Origin of the sequence: Methylobacterium sp. EM32, assembly GCF_040593685.1 — a bacterium.
Classification (GTDB): domain Bacteria; phylum Pseudomonadota; class Alphaproteobacteria; order Rhizobiales; family Beijerinckiaceae; genus Methylobacterium.
The window spans coordinates 26,211-48,463 of the sequence record NZ_JBEXZS010000215.1 but is presented as its reverse complement, the minus strand read 5'-3'; the positions used below and the strand labels follow the sequence as shown (position 1 = coordinate 48,463).

Sequence of the window (22,253 nt, the reverse complement as noted above, 5' to 3'; positions counted from 1 at the left end):
CCCATCCCGCACCCCCGCAACCCCTCCCGCATATGCCCCGGCGCCGGCGCCTCGACCGTGATCGCCGGCTTCTTCGGGTAGAGCGGCAGGGCGAGCGCCCGCGCGTGGAGTTGCAGCCCCGGCCCGCCCTGGCGCGGAGCGCTGCCGTAGATCGGATCACCGAGGATCGGCCAGCCCATCGCGGCGCAATGCACCCGCAGCTGATGGGTGCGCCCGGTCACCGGGGTCAGCGCCAGCCAGGTCCGGCCGGCGGCCGGATCGCGCCCCATCACTCGCCAGCGGGTGAGCGACGGATCGCCGGCGGGATCGGTCTTCATCCACCAGCTGCGCGGATCGTCGGAGCGGCGCATCAGCGGCAGATCGATCTCGCCGGTCTCCTCCGACGGGCCGCCCTCGACCAACGCCCAGTAGGTCTTCTCCGCCCGACCCTGCGCGAACAAGGCGTTCAGCCGGGCCAGCGCCTTGGCGTGCCGGCCGAGGGCGAGGCAGCCGGAGGTGTCGCGATCGAGGCGATGGGCGGCCTCCGGGCGGCGCGGCAGGCCGAAACGCAGGGCGTCGAGGTGCTGGGTCAGGGTCTCGCCGCCCTTCGGCCCGGGATGGACCGGCAATCCCGCCGGCTTGTCGATGACGAGCACCAGGGCATCGCGGTAGAGGAGCCGCGAGAGTATGTCGTCGACGATCATGGGCCTTTCAATCATGGGCCTGTCGCAGTGGCGGCGGATGCGGGCGAAGTCCGGGGCAGGCCGCCCTAGATCGTCCGGTGGGTCGGGAGCAAGTGCGGATGAGTGACACCAAGAAGCCGGGCTGGTTGGGCCGATGGCTCGGCCGCAAGGCCGAGACGCCGGCGGAGACTCCCGCCGACACGCCCGCCGCGGCTCCCGAGACCAATGCCGCGCCCGATACCGCCGGGACGATGCCGACGGAGCCGACCGGGACCCTGTCGGAGGGCGTGCCCGACTTCGCCACCGGTGCCGACGAGGTGCTGCCGGCGCCGCCGACCGTGACCGAAGCCTCGCCCGACACCGAGCCGGCGCACGACCTGCCCGACGAGCTGGCCGGCGCCGACCTGGAGCCGGTCGAGGGCATGCAACCGGAAGGCCAGGTGCCCGCGGCCCCCGAGCCAGAAGTGGAGGAAACGACGGTCGCGGAGCCCGCGATCGACGAGACCGGGATCCAGGAGCCCGAGGTTCAAGACGCCGAGCCCGCCGCGCTCGTGATCTACCAGCCCCCGGCGGAGACAGAGGCGCCGGCGGAGAAGCGCAGCTGGTGGGGCCGGCTGACCGGAGGCCTCAAGCGCACCTCCTCGGCCCTGTCCGACCGGGTGACCGGGCTGTTCACCAAGCGCAAGCTCGATGCCGACACCCTGGAGGAGCTGGAGGACGCGCTGATCCAGGCCGATTTCGGCCTCGAGACCGCGACGCGGATCGCGGAAGCCGTCGGCAAGGGCCGCTACGAGAAGGGCATCGCCCCCGACGAGGTCCGGGCGATCCTGGCCACCGAGGTCGAGCGCGCCCTCGACCCGGTGGCGCAGCCGCTCGTCATCGACACGACGAAGAAGCCGTTCGTGATCCTGATGATCGGCGTCAACGGCGCCGGCAAGACCACGACGATCGGCAAGCTCACGCAAAAGTTCAGGGCGCAGGGGCACAGCGTGATGCTGGCTGCCGGCGACACCTTCCGGGCCGCGGCGATCGAGCAGCTGCGGGTCTGGGGCGAGCGCACCGGCGCGCCGGTGGTGGCCCGCCCGCAGGGCTCGGACGCCGCAGGCCTCGCCTACGACGCCCTCCAGGCCGCCCGCGACGCCGGCACCGACATCCTGCTGATCGACACCGCCGGCCGGCTCCAGAACAAGGCCGGGCTGATGGCCGAGCTGGAGAAAGTGATCCGGGTGATCCGCAAGCTCGACGCCGAGACGCCTCACGCCGTGCTCCTCGTCCTCGACGCCACGGTGGGCCAGAACGCGCTCAGCCAGGTCGAGACCTTCCAGAAGATGGCGGGGGTCACCGGCCTCGTCATGACCAAGCTCGACGGCACGGCACGGGGCGGTATCCTGGTGGCGCTCGCCGCCAAGTTCGGCCTGCCGGTGCATTACATCGGCGTCGGCGAGGGCGTCGACGACCTGGAGCCCTTCGCGGCGCGGGACTTCGCCCGGGCGATCGCGGGACTGGACAAGGGGTGAGCCGAAAGGCGCCCCCACTTACGCGCAATACGCCGCCATCCCCTCCGCCAGCGCGTCGAAGGCCACCCGGCAGCGGCGCAAGGCGCGCAGGTCCTCGTGCATCGCCACGAAGGTCGGCAGCGCCCAGACCAGCTCCGGCAGCACCCGGACCAGGTCCGGGTCGCCGGCGGCGAGCGCCGTGTGGCAGGCGCCGAGGCCGAAGCCGGCCCGGAGCGCCGCGAGCTGCGCCAGCGTGCTGTCGCTGCGCCAGGCGAAGGGCGTCTCGCCGAGGGCGGGCGCCGCACGCATCATCGCGCGCAGGAACGGCGTCTCGGCATCGAAGCCGATCACGCTGTGGCGGGCGAGATCCGCCGGATGCTCGGGCACGCCGCGCCGGTCGAGGTAGCGGCGATGCCCGTAGAGACCCAACTCCACCGTGCCGACCCGGCGCGCCACCAGAGCCGCTTGCGTCGGCGGTGCCATGCGGATCGCGATGTCGGCATCGCGCCGCAACAGGTCCTGCATCCGGTCGGAGAGCACCACGTCGAGGGCGAGGCCGGGATGGCGCGCGTGCAGGGCGGCGAGGATCGGCGGCAGCACCTCGGCGCCGACCACCTCCGAGGCGGTGATCCGCACCCGGCCCGACAGCCCTTCCGCCTCCGCCGTCACCGCCCGGCGCAAGGCCTCCGCCGTCGCCTTCAGGGACGCGGCGTAGGGCGCCAGGGTCAGGGCCGCCCCGGTCGGTGACAGGCCCGTAGGCGAGCGGGTGAACAGGGCGACGCCGAGGGACTGCTCCAGGGCCGCGATCTGCCGGCCGAGGGTCGGCTGGGTCAGGCCGAGCGCCCGCGCCGCGCCGGAGAGCGAGCCCTCCTCCAGCACGGCGAGTGCGGCGCGGTAATGGTCCCAGCTCGGCTCGGTCATGCGAAACCGTATAGCCGATCGCCGGACTTCGGCAATTTTCGTATCCTCGACGCCCTGGCACATCACCCTCGTGGCGAACGAGGAGCGCGCGATGACGACGAGGACGGCCCTGGTGCTGGGCGCGACGGGCGGGGTGGGCGGCGCGGTGGCGCGGCGCCTGGCAACGGATGGCTGGACCGTGCGGGCGCTGCACCGCGATCCCGCCCGGGTGCGGCGGGAGACGGATGGCTTCGCCTGGCGGCAGGGCGACGCGATGGTGCCCGGGGATGTGGCTGCTGCGGCAGCGGGGGTGTCGCTGATCGTCCACGCGGTCAACCCGCCGGGCTACCGCGACTGGGACCGGCTGGTCCTGCCGATGCTCGATGCTTCGATCGCGGCGGCCAAAGCCGTCGACGCCCGCCTGCTCCTGCCCGGCAACGTCTACGTCTACGGCCGCGACGCCGGCCAGAACCCGGGCGAGGACGCCCCCCAGACGCCCCGCACGCCCAAAGGCCGCATCCGCATCGCCATGGAGCAGCGCCTGCGCGACTCAGGGATACGCAGCCTGATCGTGCGGGCCGGCGACTTCTTCGGACCGCGCACCACCGCCAATTCCTGGTTCTCCTCAGCCCTGGTGCGGCCGGGCCGGCCGGTGCGCACGGTCCTCGATCCCGGCACGCCGGGGATCGGCCACCAATGGGCCTACCTGCCCGACGTCGCCGAGACCATGGTGCGGCTGGCCGCCCGAGAGACCGAGCTTCCCCGCTTCGCGGCCTTCAACCTGGACGGCCACTGGGACCCGGACGGCCGGCAGATGATCGCCGCGATCGCCCGCGTGGTCGGCCGCCGGGTGCGGGTGCGCCGCTTCCCCTGGGGCCTCCTGCCGCTGGCCGCTCCGGTCTGGCCACTGGCACGCGAGATCCGCGAGATGCGCTACCTGTGGCGGGAGCCGTTGCGGATGAGCAATGCCGGGCTGGTGGCGTTCCTGGGGGCCGAGCCGCACACGCCGCTGGACGAGGCGGTGCGCGAGACGCTGACCAGCCTGGGATGCCTCCCGCGTCGCCCGATCGACGATCGTTCGCCCGTCGTGCCTGCAATCGTCAGGGAGCGACGCTGACGGAGACGGTGGTGATCCGGGAAGGCCCTCCCGGCGACGAACCGCGAACCACCTCGATCGTCGCCCGCCCCGGTGCCCGAGCCCGGAAAACGACCGCGTCGGGACCGCCCATGGCGGCGAGCACGCTGCCATCCGGATGAAGCGCGGCGGCGCCGAGCGCGCCCAGGCATTCGACCGCGTCCCCGGCCGCCACCGCGCCGCCGGTCGCACGGACCAGCAGCACATCGCCCATGCGCAGGGAGATCGCAGCAGGGAGAGCCGTCTGCGACGGCACGTCGATCAATCGCGGCATCGGTGCGACCAGCCAGGCCGGCCCCCTGGCGGATCGACCGTCATCCGGTGGACCGTCAGCGGATGAGGGCGGACACCGACTCGTCGCAGAACGCGGATAAAAGTCAAAGCCGCAGCCGGATCGCGTGGCGCGATCCTGCTTGGGGTCCTGGTCTCACATCGTTCCGTCACGGAGCCGGTGGCCGCTTCGGCGAATGTTGTCCTAGAATTGCGATGGGTCCGGCTCGACGGCCTCGTCGCGACCCCAGTGGCCGAGATCGTACGCGGCGATCCCGGTGATCCCGGTGCGCATGCCCCTGGGCGCGTCCGGCGGCGAGTCGGAATCGTCCGGCATGGCGCCGGCCGACGAGCCGGTCTTCGGGTAGATGCGTGCGCAGAAGGCGCAGTCGGTCCTGTTGATGTCGCGGCCGCCGCGGATCGGTATGCCGTTCGTCGTGATCGAACCCGGCAGCTGGTAGCACATGATCGAATCTTCATCCGATGGTGTGCCCATGATGGTGCTGTCGCCGAGGGGGGTCAGGACCTGCGCGTCGACCATTGCGCGGTTCCACCGCTGCGTCTGCCAGAAATAGTCGTAGGCCTTCTGGCGGTCGATGCGGGCGATCAGCTGCTTGCGCATGTGCTCGTGGGGGAAGCCCAGGGTATGGCCCGCCTCGTGCCGGACGACCCGCCGGTATTCCGAATCCGGCGTGTTCACCGTGAATCCTTGGAGATTCATGGTCGGCCGGTCTGTCGGAATGTGCAGGATGTCGGTGCCGAGATAGGACCAGTAGCCGGCCCCCTCGCGCGAGATGCGCACCTGTCCGACGCCTTGCGTCTCGACGAAGGAGATGCCGCCGCAGCGGTTCCAGGCGTTCAGGTTCGAGACGATCTTCTGGCGCAGCTCGCCCGATGCGCCGTCCATGAAACCGACGGTGAGCTGGCGCGGCTTCGGCCCCCAGTATTTCGACGTGAGCACGGCGATGTTCTGCGGATCCAGCACGCCGGGATCGAGCCCCAGGCTGGACATGGCCGCCATGTTGAGCCCATTGGCGGGATTGATCTGGATCGCCGTGCGGGCCGCTCGCAGCAGCGCGTGCTCGGGCAATTGCCGGAGGCTGCAGCCGATACCCGGGCCGTCCTCGTCGTCGTGGAATGGACCGGCTTCGGTCTGGGGATCGCCGTTGTCCTCGACCATGCCCTCCGCGGCCTCCCGGGCGATCCTGGCGATCTTCGCGAGAGCCCGCTGCAGCTCCTTCTTGTGGCCGCTCATCTGCTCGTCTCCTCCTGTTGCCGCGTTCTCGCGGTGCGTCAGGGCCGCTCCGGGCGGACCGCTGTCCGGTTTTGATGAAGCGCGCGCAGCGAGGTCTGCCGCAGGCGGCAGCACGAGCCGTCTTCATCGTAGTCCTGGCGCGCGAGCGCCTGGTCCCGATGCGCCGCCATGCGGCGCGCATCGGTCACGCTCTTGCGGATGACGTAGCGGATCCGGCCATCGGCCCCGATGATCACCGTCGCGCCGCCCAGGGCCTCGACGGGGGTCTGTCCCGGCCGCGACAGCCAACGTCGCTGGACGATCTCGCCGACGAGGTCAAAGCTGACCGCCTTGTCCGGCCCGATGCGGCGCAGCGAACGGATCGAGCAGATCTCGGCCGGCTCGACGCGGTCGCCCCGCAGGTCGGGATCGCCCGGCAGGGCGCAGCCGAATTCGCGCGCGATCCGGGGCCGCATGACGTAGGCGCCGAGCGCTTCAGCCTGCCGGCGCAGCTCGCCGGCATCGGCCGTGCGCCCGGGATCGCCGGCGAAGCGGAGATTGCCGAAATGCAGGTCCTTGATCGGCTCCAGCTTGAGCTCCGGACCCTGCCACAGCAGGGCGTCCTCGGACAGGCTGCGCACGTCGGGCGGATAGATGCCGCGGCGGGCGAAGGCGTAGATCAAGGCTTCGCGGTAGGCGAGCGGGTCGTCGGGAACGAGATCGTAATCCGCCGTCACCAGGGCGCGGAGATACTCGCCGAGGCGGAGATCGACCGGGGGGCAGTAATCGAGCGCCCGGATGCAGATCGACAGGAATTGCTGGGCGAGCCGGCTCGCCTCCTCGCCGAGGATATCGCAGAGTTCCGGATCCGTGCTGCCGGCGGGGGCGTGGCGCGCCAGCCGGCGATAGGCCGCGACCCGGCGGCGAAAAAGCGTGCCGAAGGCCTCGAAGACCGCGGTGACCATCACGCTGCCGAGGCGGTGCGGTTCCGTGCCCGCCTCCTCGTACGAGGTCGGCCGGTCGTCCGCCCCGTTGCTCGCCAGGCCCTTGCGCTCGATCCCGCTGCGCAGGGAGGCGCCCTGCCCCGTGGTCTGGCCGAATTGCGACGCGACGGAGAGGAGGAGCGCATCGGTCAGCGGGTCGCCGTTCGAGCGCTCGATGGCGGCGCGCACCACGTCGCGGTAGGAGAAGCGCGTGAGGATCGCCACGAGGTCGGCGAAGCCTTCGTGGAAGGCGGCGACGTCCCGATGGGTCGGGAGCAGAAGGCGCCGGCGCTGGCCGTCCAGCAGGGCGTGCGCCATCTCGTGCACCACGATGTCATGCGACAGACAGGTGTAGATCTCGCCGCATGGCAGGTTGTGGCCGCTGACGGATGTCGCGGCGTCGTAGTACCCGAAGTGGATCTCGCCGGTCTGCGGCTGATAGAACGCGTTCTGGCCCCTGAAGGCGTGGGGCCGCAGGCGCAGGATCGGCCGCGTCTCCCCCGGTCGGGCGGGAAAGCCCCAGGAGGGGTCCCGACCCAGCGCGCTGCGGAACGCGTTATAGGTCGAGCTGCAGACGGCGTAGGTCATCTGCTGATGGAACTGGAGGTCCGTGATCGACGGTTCGCGCCCGTTTCGGATCAGCACCTTGTGGTCGTCGAGATCGAGGCGCGGATGCTCGGTCCCCGTCGTCTCGTCCCAGTCCGCGACTTCGAGCACGGCCCCGCGCGGCCCGGGCCGCAGCGTCTCGTAGGCGAGGTTGATGGTCGCGATCGCACCATCGAGACGGCTGGCGGACGGATCGAGCGCGAAAATGCGCAGGGGCCGGTAGACCGGATCGTCGGACGTGCGCTGGTACGGCTGAGTGCTGGCGGTACCGAGAAAAACCGGATCCACGGTGAAGTAGCCGCCGCGCGGCAGGCCGCTCGGGTGGGGCGCCGCAGCGGTGAGCGCACCTCGCGTCTTGGCGGCCGCGGCATTCGACTCTGTCGTATCGGCGGGTCCGAGCGGTCCGGGCGGCATCAGCGCGGCTCCCCAGCGGAATGGGACCTGACGCCGAGCGTCAAGGCCATCGGACGCGACGCGGTCCCCACAGGACAATCGAAGAGAAAAGCGACATGAAATACGGCAGATTTTAATGCCGAATATATCAAATAAATATTATGAATATATGACATTTGTTTTAATCCATCTCTCTATGATTTTATTCGTGAGCTTATATCTCGTCACTGCATCAATCTCTTGTATGAAGGATAGAGCATCAACGCCGGCGAGGCTTTTCGCATCTGCGAGATATTTGAATGATCTCACTGACATCATGCATCACTTGGTGCATGTGGTCAAATTGAACATCGGGACGAACATCGGTTTTGTGCAGTCCATGGCCGCCCCACTGTTGGAGGTCCATTCTCTCGAATGTGCGTCACGTCGGGCCGCCTTCCGGCGGCGCGGGACCTCGCGCAAGAGTCGGGTCGCCCCCCCTCCCGATCCCGTGGCAGGATGGCCGGCGAGCTGGGAGGGCCAAGTGGGAGGGCCAAGCCAGGAATGGGATCGCTCAGGATACGCTTCGGCCTGCTCGTCGGCAGCGCGGCTGCCCTCGTGGTGCTGGCGGCCCTCGGCCTCTACGGGGCGATGCACGCGGCCGAGCGCACCCTCGACGCGACGCTCGACGCGCAGGTGCGGCTGGAGCTGATCGCCGAATTGTCCGGGCGGCTGACCGAGTTCGGCCTCGCCTCAGTCGAGGCGGTGAGCGACAATCCGGGCCGGCCCGAGCGGCTGACCAATGCCCGCAACGAGGTCGACCGGGCGCTGAACGCCGTCGACGAAGGGTTGAGTCGGGCGGTCGCCGGGGCCGGCGGCGTCCTCGACCGCATGCAATACACCGCACGGGCCCGGCCGCTCGCCCGCCTGCGCGCCGCCCGCGCCATGCTCGACCGGCAGGTGGCGCAGATCCAGCGCGAGCCGGATTCCGGACGGCGCGCCGACGCGATCCGGGGGGCGCTGAACGCCTTTGGGGCGGTGACGGGCCAGCCCCTCACCTTCCTGGTCGAGGCCGAGCGCCGGGCGGTCGAGGCCTCCGCGGCGGAGGTCCGGACCCTGGCGGCCCGGATGCGCGGCGTCGCGGTGGCGGCGGCCCTGGTGATCGTGCTGCTCCTCGTCCTGCTGCACCAGAGCCTGACGCGGCCGATCCTGCGCCGGATCGATGCGATCCGGGCCGGCGCCGCGGCGATCGGCCGGGGCGAGCTCGACACCCGCCTGACCGTCGCGAGCCGCGACGAGCTCGGCCTGCTCGTCGCCAGCTTCAACCGGATGGCGGCGCGGCTGAAGCGCCGCGAGACCCGGGTCGCCGCCGACCGGGCCGCCCTGGAGGAGATCGTGGCGCGTGCCACCGCCGACCTGCGCGGCGCCAATGCGCGGCTGGAAGAAATCGACCGCTCGCGCCGGCGCTTCTTCGCCGATGTCAGCCACGAGTTGCGCACGCCGCTCACCGTGATCCTCGGCGAGTGCGACCTTGCCGCCCGCTCCCCCGACACGCCGGATCATTTCCGGCCGGTCATCGCCACGATCCGCAAGCGGGCCCTGCGGCTGCACCGCCGGGTCGGCGACATGCTGCGGGTCGCCCGCTCCGAATCCGGCCAGATCGCGCTGGAACTCAGGCCCGTCAGCCTCGCCGCCATCCTGGCGGAGGCGGTGGAAAGCTGCGCGCCGGAAGCCGGGCGCCGCCGCATCGCGCTGATCCTCGAGCCGAGCGCCGCCGACCTGGAGGTGCCGGCCGATGCCGAGTGGCTGCGCCAGATCGTCGAGGGGCTGATCGACAACGCGCTCCGCCACGCCGCTGGCGCGACCCGGGTGAGCGTCGGCTTCACCGCGAGCGGCAGCGGCGCCTCGGTCACGGTGACCGATGACGGCCCGGGCTTTCCGGCGGAGGCCGACGCCCTGTTCGAGCGCTTCCGCCGCGGCGACGGACCTGGGCCGGCGCCGGCGGGCTTCGGCATCGGACTCGCTCTGGCGCGCTGGGTCGTTGAGCGCCATGATGGGGTGATCCGCCTGGAATCGGGGGATCCAAGAGGCCGGGACTTTGGCGCCAGGGTCACCCTGGAGCTGCCCGGCGAGGAAACGAGGGAGGATGCGGCATGACCGGGCGACCGGAACGGCACGCATGACGAGCGTGCTCATCGTCGAGGATGACGGCGACATCCGCGCCATGCTGGCGCGGGGCCTCTCCGCCGAGGGATTCGCCGTCGACGTCGCCGGCGGCGTGGACGAGGCGCTGACGGCGGCCCGCGAGCGGGTGCCGGAGGCGGTGCTCCTCGACAACATGCTGCCCGACGGCTCGGGCCACGACGTCTGCCGGTCGCTCCGCGAGGGCGGCTATCCGGGGGCGATCCTGTTCTTGAGCGCCAAGGACGAGGTCGGCGACCGGGTCGACGGCCTGGCGGTTGGGGCCGACGACTACATCGTCAAGCCGTTCGTGTTCGACGAATTGCTCGCGCGCCTGCGCACCCACCTGCAGCGGCGCCGCGTGACCGGCGAGTCGCGCACCCTCCTCAGCGCCGGGCGCCTCTCCCTCGACCTCGCCACCCGGCAGGTCCGCTTCGGCGAGGTCACCGCCCGCCTGACCCAGCGCGAGGCCGAGCTGCTGGCGGTCCTGATGGAGCAGGCGAGCCGCCCGGTCACCCGGGGCGACATCTTCGACCGGCTCTGGGCGAGCCAGGGCGGCCTCTCCCTCAACGTGGTCGACGTCTATGTCGGCTACCTGCGCACCAAGCTCGCCGACATCGTCCGGGCCGGCGGCCCGAGCCTCGTCACCGTGCGCGGCCGCGGCTTCATGCTCGACCTGCACGAGGCGGGATTCCGCCAGTGACGAAATTGTTTCGGGCGCAATCGATACTGGCTAAATCCCTGGCCGTCATGCACAATAAGACCGGTCTGAGAAGGCCGCGCCCCGTCCGTGCCGGGGATTCGGCAAAATAGCGCTTGCGCTCCGGGCGCCGATTGCCGATATATCCCGGGGTGACGGAAAACACTGTCATCTCAAAGTCTTAGGAACCTCTTAGAGGTTTCCGCCGCCCAGGAGAAACGCCATGAAGTGGTCGATGCCCGTCGTCGCCGAGGTCTGTGTCGGCATGGAAGTCACCTCGTACGAGTCCGCCGAGATCGATCCCTTCAACTAAGGGCTCGCCTGATCCGCGCCTCCGGCGGTCTCTCGCCGGACGGCGCCCGGCACGGACATTTTTGCAAGAAGCCCGGCGCCACAAGCCGGACCGTCCGCCGAAGTCGAAGGAGGAACGCCATGAAGTGGTCGCTGCCCGTCGTCGCCGAGATCTGCGTCGGCATGGAAGTCACGTCGTACGAGTCCGCCGAGATCGATCCCTTCAACTGAGCGGGATCGACGGTCGACCATGCACGCCATCGTTCTGGGATCCGGAGCGGGCGGGGGCGTGCCGCAGTGGAACTGCCGCTGCCCGATCTGTGCCATGGCCCGGGCGGGCGACCGCCGGGTCCTGCCCCGCACCCAGTCGAGCCTCTCCGTCTCCGCCGACGGTGACCATTGGCTCCTGGTGAATGCCTCGCCGGACATCCGCCAGCAGCTGTTCGATACGCCGGCCCTGCACCCGCGCGAAGGCTTGCGGCATTCGCCGATCCGGGCGGTGCTGCTCACCAACGGCGACGTCGATCACGTCGCGGGCCTCCTCACCCTGCGCGAGGGCCAGCCCTTCCGCCTGCACGCCACGCGCGGCATCCTCGACTCCATCGGGGCGAACCGCGTCTTCGACGTGATGGCGTCCGGCGTGGTGGAGCGCGTGGAGATCGCGCTGAACCGGCCCTTCGCGCCGGTGCCGGGCCTCACGGTCACCCTGTTCCCGGTCCCCGGCAAGGTGCCGCTCTGGCTCGAGGACGGCCTGCCCGAGATCGGCGCCGAGACCGAGAGCACGGTGGGGGCGATGATCGAGGCTTCGGGGAAGCGCCTCGCCTACGTGCCGGGCTGCGCCCGCGTCACGGACGGGCTGAAGGCGCGGATTTCCGGGGCCGACGCGCTCCTGTTCGACGGCACGGTGCTCGCCGACGACGACATGATCCGGGCCGGGGTCGGCACCAAGACCGGCTGGCGCATGGGCCACGTCCCGATGACCGGCGAGGGTGGCTCGGTGACGGCGCTCGCCGACGTGCCGATCGGGCAACGGGTCTTCGTCCACATCAACAACACCAATCCGGTGCTGGTCGAGGGGTCGGAGGAGCGCCGCGCTATCGAGGCGGCGGGGTGGGTCGTGGCGCAGGACGGGCTGGCGTTGCGGCTGTGAGCGGCGCCCGGTCGGCCCTCCGTCTCCGGCTTTCCAATCACTTTGGTCCCCCTTGACCCCTCCTCGCGGCGGATCAATCTCCGGTTCGACGGGACCGCCGACAACGAAGAAACCGGAAACGCCAGGACGCCATGACCGCCTCCCTCGCCCTGTCCGTGAGCCCGAGCGAGCCCACCGACCGCCTGCTCTCCCCGGACGAACTCGAAGCGGCCTTGCGCGACATCGGGGCGCGGCGCTACCACAACCTGCATCCGTTCCACCGCCTGCTGCACGACGGCCAGCTCGACAAGGATCAGGTCCGGGCCTGGGCGCTCAACCGCTACTATTACCAGGCGATGATCCCGGTGAAGGACGCCACCCTGCTGGCGCGCCTGCCGGACGCGAGCTTGCGCCGCATCTGGCGCCAGCGCATCGTCGACCATGACGGCGACCACGAGGGCGACGGCGGCATCGAGCGCTGGCTGAAGCTCGCCGAGGGCGTCGGCTTCGACCGCGACTACGTGCTCTCGACCAGGGGGATCCTGTCGGCAACCCGCTTCTCGGTCGAGGCCTACGTGCATTTCGTCGGCGAACGCTCGCTGCTCGAGGCCATCGCCTCCTCGCTCACCGAGATGTTCTCGCCGACCATCATCTCGGAGCGGGTGTCCGGGATGCTGAAGAACTACGACTTCATCACCCGCGAGACCCTGTCCTACTTCGACAAGCGCCTGACCCAGGCGCCGCGGGACGCCGATTTCGCCCTCGATTACGTCAAGCGCCACGCCATCACGCCGGAGCAGCAGGCCCAGGCCCTCGATGCGCTGCGCTTCAAGTGCAGCGTGCTGTGGACCCAGCTCGACGCGCTCTACTTCGCCTACGTGTCCCCTGGGATGATCCCGCCCGATGCCTGGCGCCCGGGCGAGGGTCTGCGGACGGGAGCGGGCGCATGAGCCTGACCCCCGACAGCGTGCCGCGCCTGCCCCGCGGCGTACGGCTGCGCCACGACACGGTGCGCGACGCCCACGTGCTGCTGGCGCCCGAGCGCACCTTCGACCTCGACCAGAACGCCGTGGCGGTCTTGAGCCTCGTCGACGGGGCGCGCAGCATCCGGGCCATCGCCGAGGCGCTGGCGCAGCAATACGAGACCGACCGCGGCGTCATCGAGCCCGACGTCATCACCATGCTAGACGGCCTGCTGCTCAAGCGCGTGCTCGAGACCGTGCCGGCGGCGTGAGCCCCCGGGAGGGACAGTCATGAACGCCGTCACACATGCCAGCCCCCCTGCCCTGCCGGCCCCGATCGGGCTTCTCGCCGAGCTGACCCATCGCTGCCCGCTGCGCTGCCCCTACTGCTCGAACCCCCTCGAGCTCGACCGGCGCTCGGCCGAGCTCGACACGGCGACCTGGCAGCGGGTGCTGGCCGAGGCGGCGCGCTTGGGCGTCCTCCACGTCCACCTCTCGGGCGGCGAGCCGACGGCGCGGCAGGACATCGTCGCCATCACCCGGACCTGCGCCGAACTCGGCCTGTACTCGAACCTGATCACCTCCGGGGTGGCGGGCGCGCTCGACAAGCTCGACGCCCTCTCCGAGGCCGGACTCGACCACGTGCAGCTCTCGGTCCAGGCGGTCGAGGCGGGGAATGCCGAGCGAATCGGCGGCCTCAAGAACGCGCAGCCGCAAAAATTCGTTTTCGCCGAGCGGGTGACGGCGCTCGGCCTGCCGCTGACGCTGAACGCCGTGATCCACCGCGGCAACATCGCCGAGGTGCCGGCCCTGATCGATCTCGCGGTCCGCCTCGGCGCCAAGCGCCTGGAGGTGGCCCATACCCAGTATTACGGCTGGGCCTACGTCAACCGCGCCGCCCTGATGCCGGCGAAGGCCGATGTCGACCGCTCGATCCGCACCGTCGAGGAGGCGCGCGAGCGGCTCAAAGGTCAGCTCGTCATCGACCTCGTGGTGCCGGATTACTACGCCAAGTACCCCAAGGCCTGTGCCGGCGGCTGGGGCCGGCGGCTGATGAACGTCACGCCGACCGGCAAGGTGCTGCCCTGCCACGCCGCCGAGACGATTCCGGGCCTCGAATTCTGGCACGTCCAGGATCATTCGCTGGCTGAGATCTGGGCCGACTCGCCGGCCTTCCGGGCCTATCGCGGCACCGCGTGGATGCAGGAGCCCTGCCGCTCCTGCGACCGGCGCGAGAAAGATTGGGGCGGCTGCCGCTGCCAGGCCCTGGCGCTCGCCGGCGACGCCGCCGCCACCGACCCGGCCTGCTCGCTCTCGCCCCTCCACGGCAAGGTGCAGGCCCTGGCGATCGCCGAATCGGCGCTGGAGACCGCGCCGGACTACCAGTACCGCACCATCGGCGGCGCGCCCCGCGCCGCCATCCCCGAGGGAGCGCCCGTGTGAGACGCCTCGTCCTGGCAGCCATCCTCTCCGTCCTCCTCGGGGGGCCAGTCCTCGCGCAAGACGCAGCCCCCCAAGGATCGCCACCGAACGCCACCGCGCTGCTGTTCGAGACCAACCAGCTCGCCAACGCCCCGCCGGGCCGGCCCCTGACCTACCGCTACACCCGCTTCAGCGGCATCGACGGCGCGCCCTTCGGCCCCCCGGTCGAGGACCGCATCCGCGAGGAGGTGGCACCGGGCGCGAACCCGGAGAATCGCAACCTCAAGGTCGAGATGTTCTCCGGCGAGCGCCGGATGCCGACCGCGACCTACGAGGACGTACCGGGCAACCCCGTGCTGGTGCGCTTCCTCGAACACCACCTCGACGATCTCGCCAAGGTGCTGAAGGGTAACCCGCGCTACATCAAGAACGCCATCCGGCGGGCGCTCCGCGAGAGCGCGAGCGTGACCCCGGCCGAGGTCGAGGTGGAGGGCGCGAAGACGCCGGGCTGGCGCGTGGTGGCGCGGCCCCTCGCCGACGATCCGGTGCGCGACCGCCTGCGCGGCTTCGACAGCCTGACCTACACCTTCGTGGTCTCAAGCGCGGTGCCCGGCCAGATCGTCTCGATCGACGCCCGGGCGACGAGCCCGGAGGGCGGGATTCTGCTGCAGGAAACGCTGACCTATGAACCAAATGCTGGTTAAGGCCCTGATCGCGGGCGGCGCGCTGGTCGCGGCCGGCGCCGCGCGGGCCGACGACAACGACTATCCGACCGAGGCGCGGGCCGATTACGTGTTCGGCTGCATGGCGGCCAACGGCCAGACCCGCGAGGCGCTGACGAAATGCGCCTGCTCGATCGACGCCATCGCGGCGCTCCTGCCCTACGACAAGTACGTCCAGGCCTCGACCATCCTCGGGATGCGCCAGGGCATCGGCCAGCGCGCCAACGAGTTCCGCTCGACCAAGATGTTCGACGACAAGGTGGCGGAGCTGCGCCGGGCCCAGGCCGAGGCGGAGATCCGCTGCTACCGGCCGACGGCGAACTGACCCGGCCCGGCAGCCGATGACCGATGGCGCGGGCGACGGGCTCCATGCCCATCCCGCGGCGACACAAAGCGGATCTTGCGCATCACCGCCGGGGCGATCGCCCCGGGATGCGCCGATGCGGCCGGCGGCCGGGGATCCGCGCGGCCGCCGAACGGACATTCCCGCGCGACGGCGCGCGCCTACGGGCTCGGGCCGATGCCCGCCAGGGCGCGGATGCGGGGCACGGCGAAATCAGTGAAGGCGCGGACCGCCGGCCGCATGTGACGCGTCGAGGGATAGACCAGGAAGGCCTCCGTCGAACGGAGCGTGTAGCCCGGAAGCACGCGCACCAGGCGACCCGCCGCCAGATCCTCGGCGACCAGCAGGAATTGCACCGGCCCGACGCCGCGTCCCTCCCGCAGGGCGCGGACCAGCACCTCGGCGTTGTTCGTCCGCAGGACGGGACGAACCGGAACGTCGACCGTCCCGCCCTCGCCCTGGAGCGCCAGCAGGGCGCGCGGAACGGCCGTCGAAGCGATCATGACGACCTCGCACGCGGCCAGGTGCTCGAGCCCGTCGACCCCGCCCGCCCGCGCCAGATAGGCGGGCGCCGCAACCAGGATGCGGCGCGACCACCCGAGCCGGCGGATGACGAGATCCTGCCCCTCCGGCCGGCCGTAGCGCAGCGCCAGGTCGTAATCCTCGTGGACGAGGTCCACCACCCGCTCTTCCAGCACGAGGTCGACCGAGACCCGCGGATGCTGGGCCTGGAAGTCGGCGACGATCGGATGCAGGTGCCTGACGCCGATGCAGGATGGCGCGTGCAGGCGCAGCCGTCCCTCGATCTGCACCCCCTCGGTGCGCACGTCCTCCAGCGCGGCGTCGATCGCCGCGAGCGCCGGCTGGCTCGCCGCGTAGAGCCGCTGGCCCTGGGGCGTCGGGCGCACGAGGCGCGCGGATCGCTCCAGCAGGCGTGCGCCGACATGGGCCTCGAGGTTGCGCAGGTGCTTGCTGATCGCGGGCTGGGACACGGCGAGATCACGGGCGGCCGCGGTCATGGAGCCGCGATCGACGGTGCGCTGGAAGGCGCGCAGGGCGAGGGCGAGATCCATCGATGCCATCCGGTTATGGGTTCGATCACCCCATGACCGATCGACAGGGCGGAAGCATGGCCGTTTCATGGAGGCCCCTGATCGATCGAATCCCCGACCATGACCCTGACCCGCCGCTTCCTGCTCTCGGGCACACCCCTGTTCCTCGCCGGCTGCATCACGCATCCGGCGCCGCCCCCGGTGGCCGATCGCCGCCCGCCCGCCGATCCCGGCACCCTCGCGACCTATGCGGCGCTCGACACCGAGCCGTTTCCCGTACCGGCCGTCGACCCGAGCGAGATCGACCCGCGCTTCCTGCGCCGGGAGGTCGCCTACGCGACGCCGGAGCCCCCCGGCACCATCGTGGTCGACCCCGCGTCCTGCTTCGCCTACCTCGTGCGCGAGGGTGGGCGCGCCATCCGCTACGGGGTGGGCGTCGGGAAAGACGAGGCGTTCAACTTCCATGGCGAGGCGATCATCGCCCGCAAGGCCGAATGGCCGCGCTGGAGGCCGACCCCCGCGATGATCCGCCGTGAACCGGAGCGCTACGGCCCCGTCGCCGGCGGCCTGCCGGGCGGGCCGGGCAACCCGCTCGGACCGCGGGCCCTCTACCTCTACCGGGACGGACAGGACACGCTGTACCGGCTTCACGGCACGACGGAGCCGGGAACGATCGGCACGATGGTGTCGTCGGGCTGCGTACGGTTGCTGAACCAGGACATCATCGATCTCTACCGCCGCGTCCCGACGGGCTCGCGCGCCGTCGTCCTGCCCGCTTGACCGTCCGTCCTGAAGCCGGGCGGGCTCGGGTTCCGGCCCGAGCGGTTGCGGCCCCGCCCGTAGGCCGGCACTCTCAGCACCTCTCGACCCGCGGGGATGCGCGATGAATCGGCTGATCGGACTGGTGCTGGCGGCGGGGATCCTCGCCCGCCCGGCAATCGCGGACGACCTCTCCCTCTGGTCGGTCTACGACAAGACGTTGCGCTCGGCGAAGTACATCGACCTCACCCACGCCTTCGCGCCGGTGCAGCCGGTCTGGCCGGGCTTTGCCGGGGCCAGGTTCAAGCCGGCCCGGGCCGGGCGCACGCTGGAGGGCTTCGCGAAGGAAGGCGACGTCTTCACCTACGAGACCCACGGCTTCGTCGCCACCGCCTACGACCTGCCGACCGACCAGTACGGCACCCAGCTCGACCCGCCGGCGCACTGGAATCCCCGGGGGGCGACGATCAGCGACCTGCCGGCGACCTACACCCTGCGCCCGCTCGCGGTGATCGACATCTCGCAGAAAGTCATCCGCGACGAGGGCTACCACCTCCAGGTCGCCGACGTGACGGCTTGGGAGGAGCGGCACGGCCGCATCCCGGCCGGCGCCGTGGTGATGGTGCGCTCCGACTGGTCGAAGCGCTGGGCCGAGGCCGAGCGCTTCCGGCAGAAGCCGTTTCCGGGGGTGAGCCTCGCGGCGCTGCAGTTCCTGCACCTCGAGCGCAAGATCCTGTTCCACGGTCACGAGCCCCTCGACACCGACACGACGCCGACTCTCGAGGGCGAGGCCTGGCTGATGCACAACAATTTTGCGCAGGCCGAGGGCGTGACCAACCTCGACCTCGTGCCGGAGGCCGGCGCCCTGGTGGCGATCGGCTTCGCCAAGCCGCTCGGCGGCACTGGGGGCTACGCCCGCTACGTCGCCATCGCGCCGGCGGGCTGGCCGCACGGCGTCAGCGTCGACGCGGTGCCGGGCGCGCCGCTGCCCCTGCAACCCGCGCCGCTCAAGCGCGACGCCGACGGGGTGATGCGGCCGACCGGGCCGTGAGGAGGAGCCGATGACGATGCAGGGCCGCCTGTCGCCTGCGGCGTTCCGGACCTTCCAGGACGGCCGACCCGACGAGGAGCGCTGGGAACTGATCGATGGAACGCCGGTCATGATGACGCCGCCGCTGATCGATCACAACCGGATCGCCAGCAATCTCGAGCGCCTGCTCAACGACGCCCTGGAGCGGCACGATCCCGACCGCGAGGCGGTGCAGCGTCCGGGCCTCGAACTCGGGCTCGACCCTGCCGCGCTATCGGTCCTCGGCTTCGCAGGGGCGTACCGGCCGGAGCCGGACGTCGCGGTGATCGACTACGATCCCGTCGCCGGCCGTCGCTTCGTCGACCGGGCCTATCTCCTGGCCGAGGTGGTATCGGGCACCGACGACGAGCCGGTGCTGCCGGGCGGAATACCGTGGATCGAAGCCAAGACGAGGCTCTACCGGGCGCACGAGGCCTGCCGGGCGGTGCTGGTCATCGAACAGCGCCGGATCGAGATCACGGTCTGGCGGCGCGAACCGGACGGGTGGGACGAGAATCGGCTCACCGACCCGGATGCCGCGCTGGATTTATCGGAGTTCGGCCTGCTCTGCCCGGTCGGGGCGCTTTATGCCGGGACGCATCTGAGGCCGCGTCGACGATCGTGAGCCCTCTTGGTCTGCTCCGAGAAAGTAAAGCGCGGGTTCCCCTCTCCCGTGTGGGAGAGGGGTAGGGGTGATCGAAGATCGCGCGAGGGTGCTGCGGTCCTGAGTCTAGCGCCTAAATTCGAGCTGCCAGCACGACAGTCAGAGCTTCACACTGAAAGGTGTCACCCTCACCCCCTACCCCTCTCCCACACGGGAGAGGGGAGAGCGATTCGTCCTTATTCGAACAGGTCAAACCGAAATATTCAGCACTCCCTCACTCCATCCCCGACTTGCCGCCCCGCAGCTTCTTCACGTCGCCCCGCCGGCCCTTGTCCTCCAGCCGGCGCTTCTTCGAGGCCAGGGTCGGGCGGGTCGGGCGGCGCGGGGTCGGGGGCACCGCCGCCTCGCGGACGAGGTCGGCCAGGCGCTCGCGCGCCTCGGCGCGGTTGCGCTCCTGGGTGCGGTGATTCTGGGCGGTGATGATCAGCACGCCATCCGCGGTGAGCCGGCGCCCGGCGAGTTTCATCAGGCGGATCGCCACGGCGTTCGGCAGCGCGGGCGAGCGCCGCACGTCGAAGCGCAGCTGCACCGCCGACGAGACCTTGTTGACGTTCTGGCCCCCCGGGCCGGAGGCGCGCACGAAGCTCTCCTCCAGCTCGGACTCGTCGATCGTGATCCAGGGCGTGCATTCGAGACCCACGACGGCGCTCCCGACAACCGATTGAGGCCGCCGCCATCCCACGAAACCGCCGCGCGCGCTACATCGGGGGCGTGCCCAAGATCTCCTCTCCGAAACCGTCCAAGACCGTGATCCGCACGGCGTCGCCGTCCGAGCCGCCGGCATCGCAGAATGCCGCCCTCCCTGCTGCCTTCGCCGACTGGTTCGCGGCGCGCGGCTGGGCGCCGCGGCCGCACCAGCTCGCCCTGCTGGCGGCGGCGCAAGCCGGGCGCTCGGCCCTGCTGGTGGCGCCGACCGGAGCCGGCAAGACGCTGGCGGGCTTCCTCCCCACCCTGGTCGAGCTGGCGGAGGGAACGGGAAAGGGCGGCCTGCACACCCTCTACATCTCGCCGCTCAAGGCGCTCGCGGTCGACATCGCCCGCAACCTCGACGCGCCGGTCGCAGGACTCGGGCTGGAGCAGAGAATCCGGATCGAGACCCGCACCGGCGACACCCCGTCGCACAAGCGCAGCCGCCAAGTCGCCCGGCCGCCCCACATCCTGCTCACCACGCCCGAGCAGCTGGCCCTGCTGATCGCCCACCGCGAGGCGGCGGAGCTCTTCCGCGGCCTCAAGCGCGTGGTCCTCGACGAATTGCACGCCCTCGTCACCTCGAAGCGCGGCGACCTCCTGAGCCTCGGCCTCGCCCGCCTGCACCGGCTGGCGCCCGGCCTCGCCATGACCGGCCTGTCGGCGACGGTGCGCGAGCCCGATGCCCTGCGTCGCTACCTGGTGCCGCAGACCCCTGAGCCCGAGATGGCCGACCTCATCACCGTCGAGGGCGGGGCGCAGGCCGACTTGCGCATGCTGGAGACCGACCGCACCCTGCCGCTCGCCGGGCACACGGCGTGGCAATCGATGCCGGCGGTCTACGACCTGATCCGGCAGCACAAGCTGGTGCTCGTCTTCGTCAACACCCGGCTCCAGGCCGAGTACACCTTCCAGGAACTCTGGAACCTCAACGAAGACGGGTTGCCGATCGCCCTCCACCACGGCTCCCTCGACGCCACCCAGCGCCGCAAGGTCGAGGCGGCCATGGCGGCGGGCGTGCTTCGCGCCGTGGTCTGCACCGCGACCCTCGATCTCGGCATCGACTGGGGCGACGTCGACCTCGTGATCAATATCGGGGCGCCGAAGGGCGCGAGCCGGATCATGCAGCGGATCGGCCGGGCCAACCACCGCATGGACGAGCCCTCCAAGGCCTATCTGGTGCCGGCCAACCGCTTCGAGATGCTGGAATGCCGCGCCGCCCTCGACGCCGTCGAGGAAGCGGCGCAGGACACGCCGGATCCGCGCCTCGGCGCCCTCGACGTGCTGGCCCAGCACGTGCTCGGCATGGCCTGCGCCGGTCCCTTCGGTGAGGACGAGCTCTACGACGAGGTCCGCGCCGCCTCCCCGTACGCCGACCTGAGCCGGGAGGATTTCGGGCTCGTGCTCGACTACGTCGCCACCGGCGGCTACGCGCTCCGGGCCTACGAGCGCTTCGCCAAGATCCTGCGCGGGCCGGACGGACTGTGGCGGGTGCGCGACGCCCGCACGGCACAACAATACCGGATGAATATCGGCACGATCATCGAATCGACCAAGGTCAAGGTGCGGCTCGCCCGGCGCAACCGCACCAAGCCCGGCAGCGTGCTGCCGGCGGGCGGAAAGGTGCTCGGCGAGATCGAGGAGGATTTCGCCGAGACCCTGACGGTCGGCGACACCTTCCTGTTCGCCGGCGAGATCCTGCGCTTCGAGGGCCTGCACGAGGACGAGGCGCTGGTCACCCGTGGCCCCCCGGGCACCGACCCGGCGATCCCGAGCTATGCCGGCTCCAAATTCCCGCTCTCGACCTTCCTTGCCGCCCGGGTGCGGGCGCTGATCGCCGATCCGTTCGAGTGGGACCGGCTGCCGGCGCAGGTCGCCGATTACCTGGTGCAGCAGCGCCGGCGCTCGGTGCTGCCGGGCCCCCGCGACCTCCTGGTCGAGACGTTTCCGCGGGCGAACCGCTACTACCTCGCCTGCTTCCCCTTCGAGGGGCGGCTCGCCCACCAGACGCTCGGCATGCTGCTGACCCGGCGGCTGGAGCGGGCCGGGATGCGGCCGCTCGGCTTTGCCGCCAACGATTACGGCCTCGCGGTCTTTTGCACCCGCGACCTGTCGGAGCGCATCGGCCGCGAGCCCGGCTTCCTCGACGGGCTGTTCGCAGAGGACATGCTCGGCGACGACCTGGAGGAGTGGCTCGACGAATCGGCGATGATGAAGCGCACCTTCCGCCAATGCGCGGTGATCGCCGGGCTGATCGAGCGCCGCCATCCGGGCCTGCGCAAGACCGGCCGGCAGGTCACGATCTCGACCGACCTGATCTACGACGTGCTGCGCAAGCACCAGCCCGGCCACCTCCTGCTGCGGGCGGCGCGGCAGGATGCGGCAACCGGACTCCTCGACGTGGCCCGCCTCGGTATGATGCTTGCGCGGATCCAGGGGCGAATCATCCACAAGGCCCTCGACCGGGTGTCGCCGCTCGCCGTGAACGTGATGCTCGAGATCGGGCGCGAGCGGGTCTACGGCGAGGGCGCGGACGAGATCCTGGCCGAGGCTGAGGCGGCTCTGCTCGACGAGGCGCTGGCGTGACACCGGAGGGCGCCCCGCTCCGCTTGAA

21 protein-coding genes and 1 pseudogene are annotated in these 22,253 nt (G+C 70.9%); 15 read left to right on the top strand and 7 right to left on the bottom strand.

The features are described 5' to 3' along the window. The coding region (locus ABZT49_RS28070; protein WP_355290994.1) for an RluA family pseudouridine synthase at nt 1-683 on the bottom strand (683 nt) is incomplete at its 3' end. 98 nt (nt 684-781) lie between these two features. Between ABZT49_RS28070 and ftsY the strand changes: the two genes are divergently transcribed. Then, entirely contained in the window at nt 782-2,179 is a 1,398-nt protein-coding gene (gene ftsY, locus ABZT49_RS28065) for a signal recognition particle-docking protein FtsY (protein ID WP_355290988.1), read from the top strand. A gap of 18 nt (nt 2,180-2,197) precedes the next feature. On the opposite strand, the gene ABZT49_RS28060 is transcribed toward ftsY, so the two are convergent. Continuing rightward, on the bottom strand, nt 2,198-3,079 hold the full coding sequence (locus ABZT49_RS28060; RefSeq protein WP_355290987.1) for a LysR family transcriptional regulator: 882 nt from the start codon (nt 3,077-3,079) through the stop codon (nt 2,198-2,200). Between the two features lie 91 nt (nt 3,080-3,170). Between ABZT49_RS28060 and ABZT49_RS28055 the strand changes: the two genes are divergently transcribed. Further along, the gene (locus ABZT49_RS28055) at nt 3,171-4,175 is read left to right on the top strand and encodes an NAD(P)H-binding protein (protein ID WP_355290985.1); all 1,005 of its coding nucleotides are present in this window, start codon (nt 3,171-3,173) and stop codon (nt 4,173-4,175) included. Here the strand turns inward: ABZT49_RS28055 and ABZT49_RS28050 are convergent. The 3 genes from ABZT49_RS28050 to ABZT49_RS28040 form a co-directional block, all read right to left on the bottom strand. Continuing rightward, nucleotides 4,159-4,458 carry a hypothetical protein gene (locus tag ABZT49_RS28050; RefSeq protein WP_355290983.1) on the bottom strand — a complete coding sequence of 100 codons (300 nt, stop codon included), beginning with the start codon at nt 4,456-4,458 and terminating at the stop codon, nt 4,159-4,161. The genes ABZT49_RS28055 and ABZT49_RS28050 overlap by 17 nt on opposite strands. Nucleotides 4,459-4,668: 210 nt before the next feature. Then, on the bottom strand, nt 4,669-5,718 hold the full coding sequence (locus ABZT49_RS28045) for a M12 family metallopeptidase (protein ID WP_355290981.1): 1,050 nt from the start codon (nt 5,716-5,718) through the stop codon (nt 4,669-4,671). Nucleotides 5,719-5,756: 38 nt separating this feature from the next. Beyond that, nucleotides 5,757-7,700 carry a hypothetical protein gene (locus ABZT49_RS28040; RefSeq protein WP_355290979.1) on the bottom strand — a complete coding sequence of 648 codons (1,944 nt, stop codon included), beginning with the start codon at nt 7,698-7,700 and terminating at the stop codon, nt 5,757-5,759. 522 nt (nt 7,701-8,222) lie between these two features. Between ABZT49_RS28040 and ABZT49_RS28035 the strand changes: the two genes are divergently transcribed. From ABZT49_RS28035 to ABZT49_RS27995, 9 genes and pseudogenes are all read left to right on the top strand, one after another. After that, the gene (locus tag ABZT49_RS28035) at nt 8,223-9,815 is read left to right on the top strand and encodes an ATP-binding protein (RefSeq protein ID WP_355290977.1); all 1,593 of its coding nucleotides are present in this window, start codon (nt 8,223-8,225) and stop codon (nt 9,813-9,815) included. Between the two features lie 22 nt (nt 9,816-9,837). Continuing rightward, on the top strand, nt 9,838-10,542 hold the full coding sequence (locus ABZT49_RS28030) for a response regulator transcription factor (protein ID WP_355290976.1): 705 nt from the start codon (nt 9,838-9,840) through the stop codon (nt 10,540-10,542). Nucleotides 10,543-10,762: 220 nt separating this feature from the next. After that, complete coding sequence (gene pqqA / locus ABZT49_RS28025) at nt 10,763-10,852, top strand: pyrroloquinoline quinone precursor peptide PqqA (RefSeq protein WP_048426854.1); 90 nt, start codon at nt 10,763-10,765, stop codon at nt 10,850-10,852. A 119-nt stretch (nt 10,853-10,971) separates the two neighbouring features. Next, nucleotides 10,972-11,061 (top strand): pyrroloquinoline quinone precursor peptide PqqA, encoded by a 90-nt coding sequence (pqqA, locus tag ABZT49_RS28020; RefSeq protein ID WP_048451225.1) that lies wholly within the window; start codon nt 10,972-10,974, stop codon nt 11,059-11,061. Between the two features lie 19 nt (nt 11,062-11,080). Continuing rightward, the gene (gene pqqB, locus ABZT49_RS28015) at nt 11,081-11,980 is read left to right on the top strand and encodes a pyrroloquinoline quinone biosynthesis protein PqqB (RefSeq protein WP_355290973.1); all 900 of its coding nucleotides are present in this window, start codon (nt 11,081-11,083) and stop codon (nt 11,978-11,980) included. A gap of 131 nt (nt 11,981-12,111) precedes the next feature. After that, nucleotides 12,112-13,193: pseudogene (gene pqqC / locus ABZT49_RS28010) on the top strand (pyrroloquinoline-quinone synthase PqqC). A gap of 19 nt (nt 13,194-13,212) precedes the next feature. Further along, nucleotides 13,213-14,364 (top strand): pyrroloquinoline quinone biosynthesis protein PqqE, encoded by a 1,152-nt coding sequence (gene pqqE, locus ABZT49_RS28005; protein WP_355290971.1) that lies wholly within the window; start codon nt 13,213-13,215, stop codon nt 14,362-14,364. Further along, the gene (locus ABZT49_RS28000) at nt 14,361-15,047 is read left to right on the top strand and encodes a hypothetical protein (protein ID WP_355290970.1); all 687 of its coding nucleotides are present in this window, start codon (nt 14,361-14,363) and stop codon (nt 15,045-15,047) included. The genes pqqE and ABZT49_RS28000 overlap by 4 nt, the downstream gene beginning before the upstream one ends. Beyond that, complete coding sequence (locus ABZT49_RS27995) at nt 15,037-15,390, top strand: hypothetical protein (protein WP_407943586.1); 354 nt, start codon at nt 15,037-15,039, stop codon at nt 15,388-15,390. The genes ABZT49_RS28000 and ABZT49_RS27995 overlap by 11 nt, the downstream gene beginning before the upstream one ends. Before the next feature lie 179 nt (nt 15,391-15,569). On the opposite strand, the gene ABZT49_RS27990 is transcribed toward ABZT49_RS27995, so the two are convergent. Then, a complete protein-coding gene (locus ABZT49_RS27990; RefSeq protein ID WP_355290967.1) occupies nt 15,570-16,481 on the bottom strand; it encodes a LysR family transcriptional regulator in 912 nt (303 codons plus the stop codon). A gap of 99 nt (nt 16,482-16,580) precedes the next feature. On the opposite strand from ABZT49_RS27990, the gene ABZT49_RS27985 reads away from it, so the two are divergent. From ABZT49_RS27985 to ABZT49_RS27975, 3 genes are all read left to right on the top strand, one after another. Beyond that, a complete protein-coding gene (locus ABZT49_RS27985) occupies nt 16,581-17,240 on the top strand; it encodes a L,D-transpeptidase (RefSeq protein ID WP_355290965.1) in 660 nt (219 codons plus the stop codon). 103 nt (nt 17,241-17,343) lie between these two features. Then, entirely contained in the window at nt 17,344-18,270 is a 927-nt protein-coding gene (locus tag ABZT49_RS27980) for a cyclase family protein (RefSeq protein WP_355290963.1), read from the top strand. 16 nt (nt 18,271-18,286) lie between these two features. Continuing rightward, nucleotides 18,287-18,913 (top strand): Uma2 family endonuclease, encoded by a 627-nt coding sequence (locus tag ABZT49_RS27975; protein ID WP_355290962.1) that lies wholly within the window; start codon nt 18,287-18,289, stop codon nt 18,911-18,913. 253 nt (nt 18,914-19,166) lie between these two features. Here the strand turns inward: ABZT49_RS27975 and arfB are convergent, their stop codons facing one another. After that, the gene (arfB, locus tag ABZT49_RS27970; RefSeq protein ID WP_355290960.1) at nt 19,167-19,592 is read right to left on the bottom strand and encodes an alternative ribosome rescue aminoacyl-tRNA hydrolase ArfB; all 426 of its coding nucleotides are present in this window, start codon (nt 19,590-19,592) and stop codon (nt 19,167-19,169) included. A 107-nt stretch (nt 19,593-19,699) separates the two neighbouring features. Between arfB and ABZT49_RS27965 the strand changes: the two genes are divergently transcribed. Continuing rightward, entirely contained in the window at nt 19,700-22,225 is a 2,526-nt protein-coding gene (locus tag ABZT49_RS27965; RefSeq protein WP_407943585.1) for a ligase-associated DNA damage response DEXH box helicase, read from the top strand. Nucleotides 22,226-22,253 lie beyond the last annotated feature (28 nt).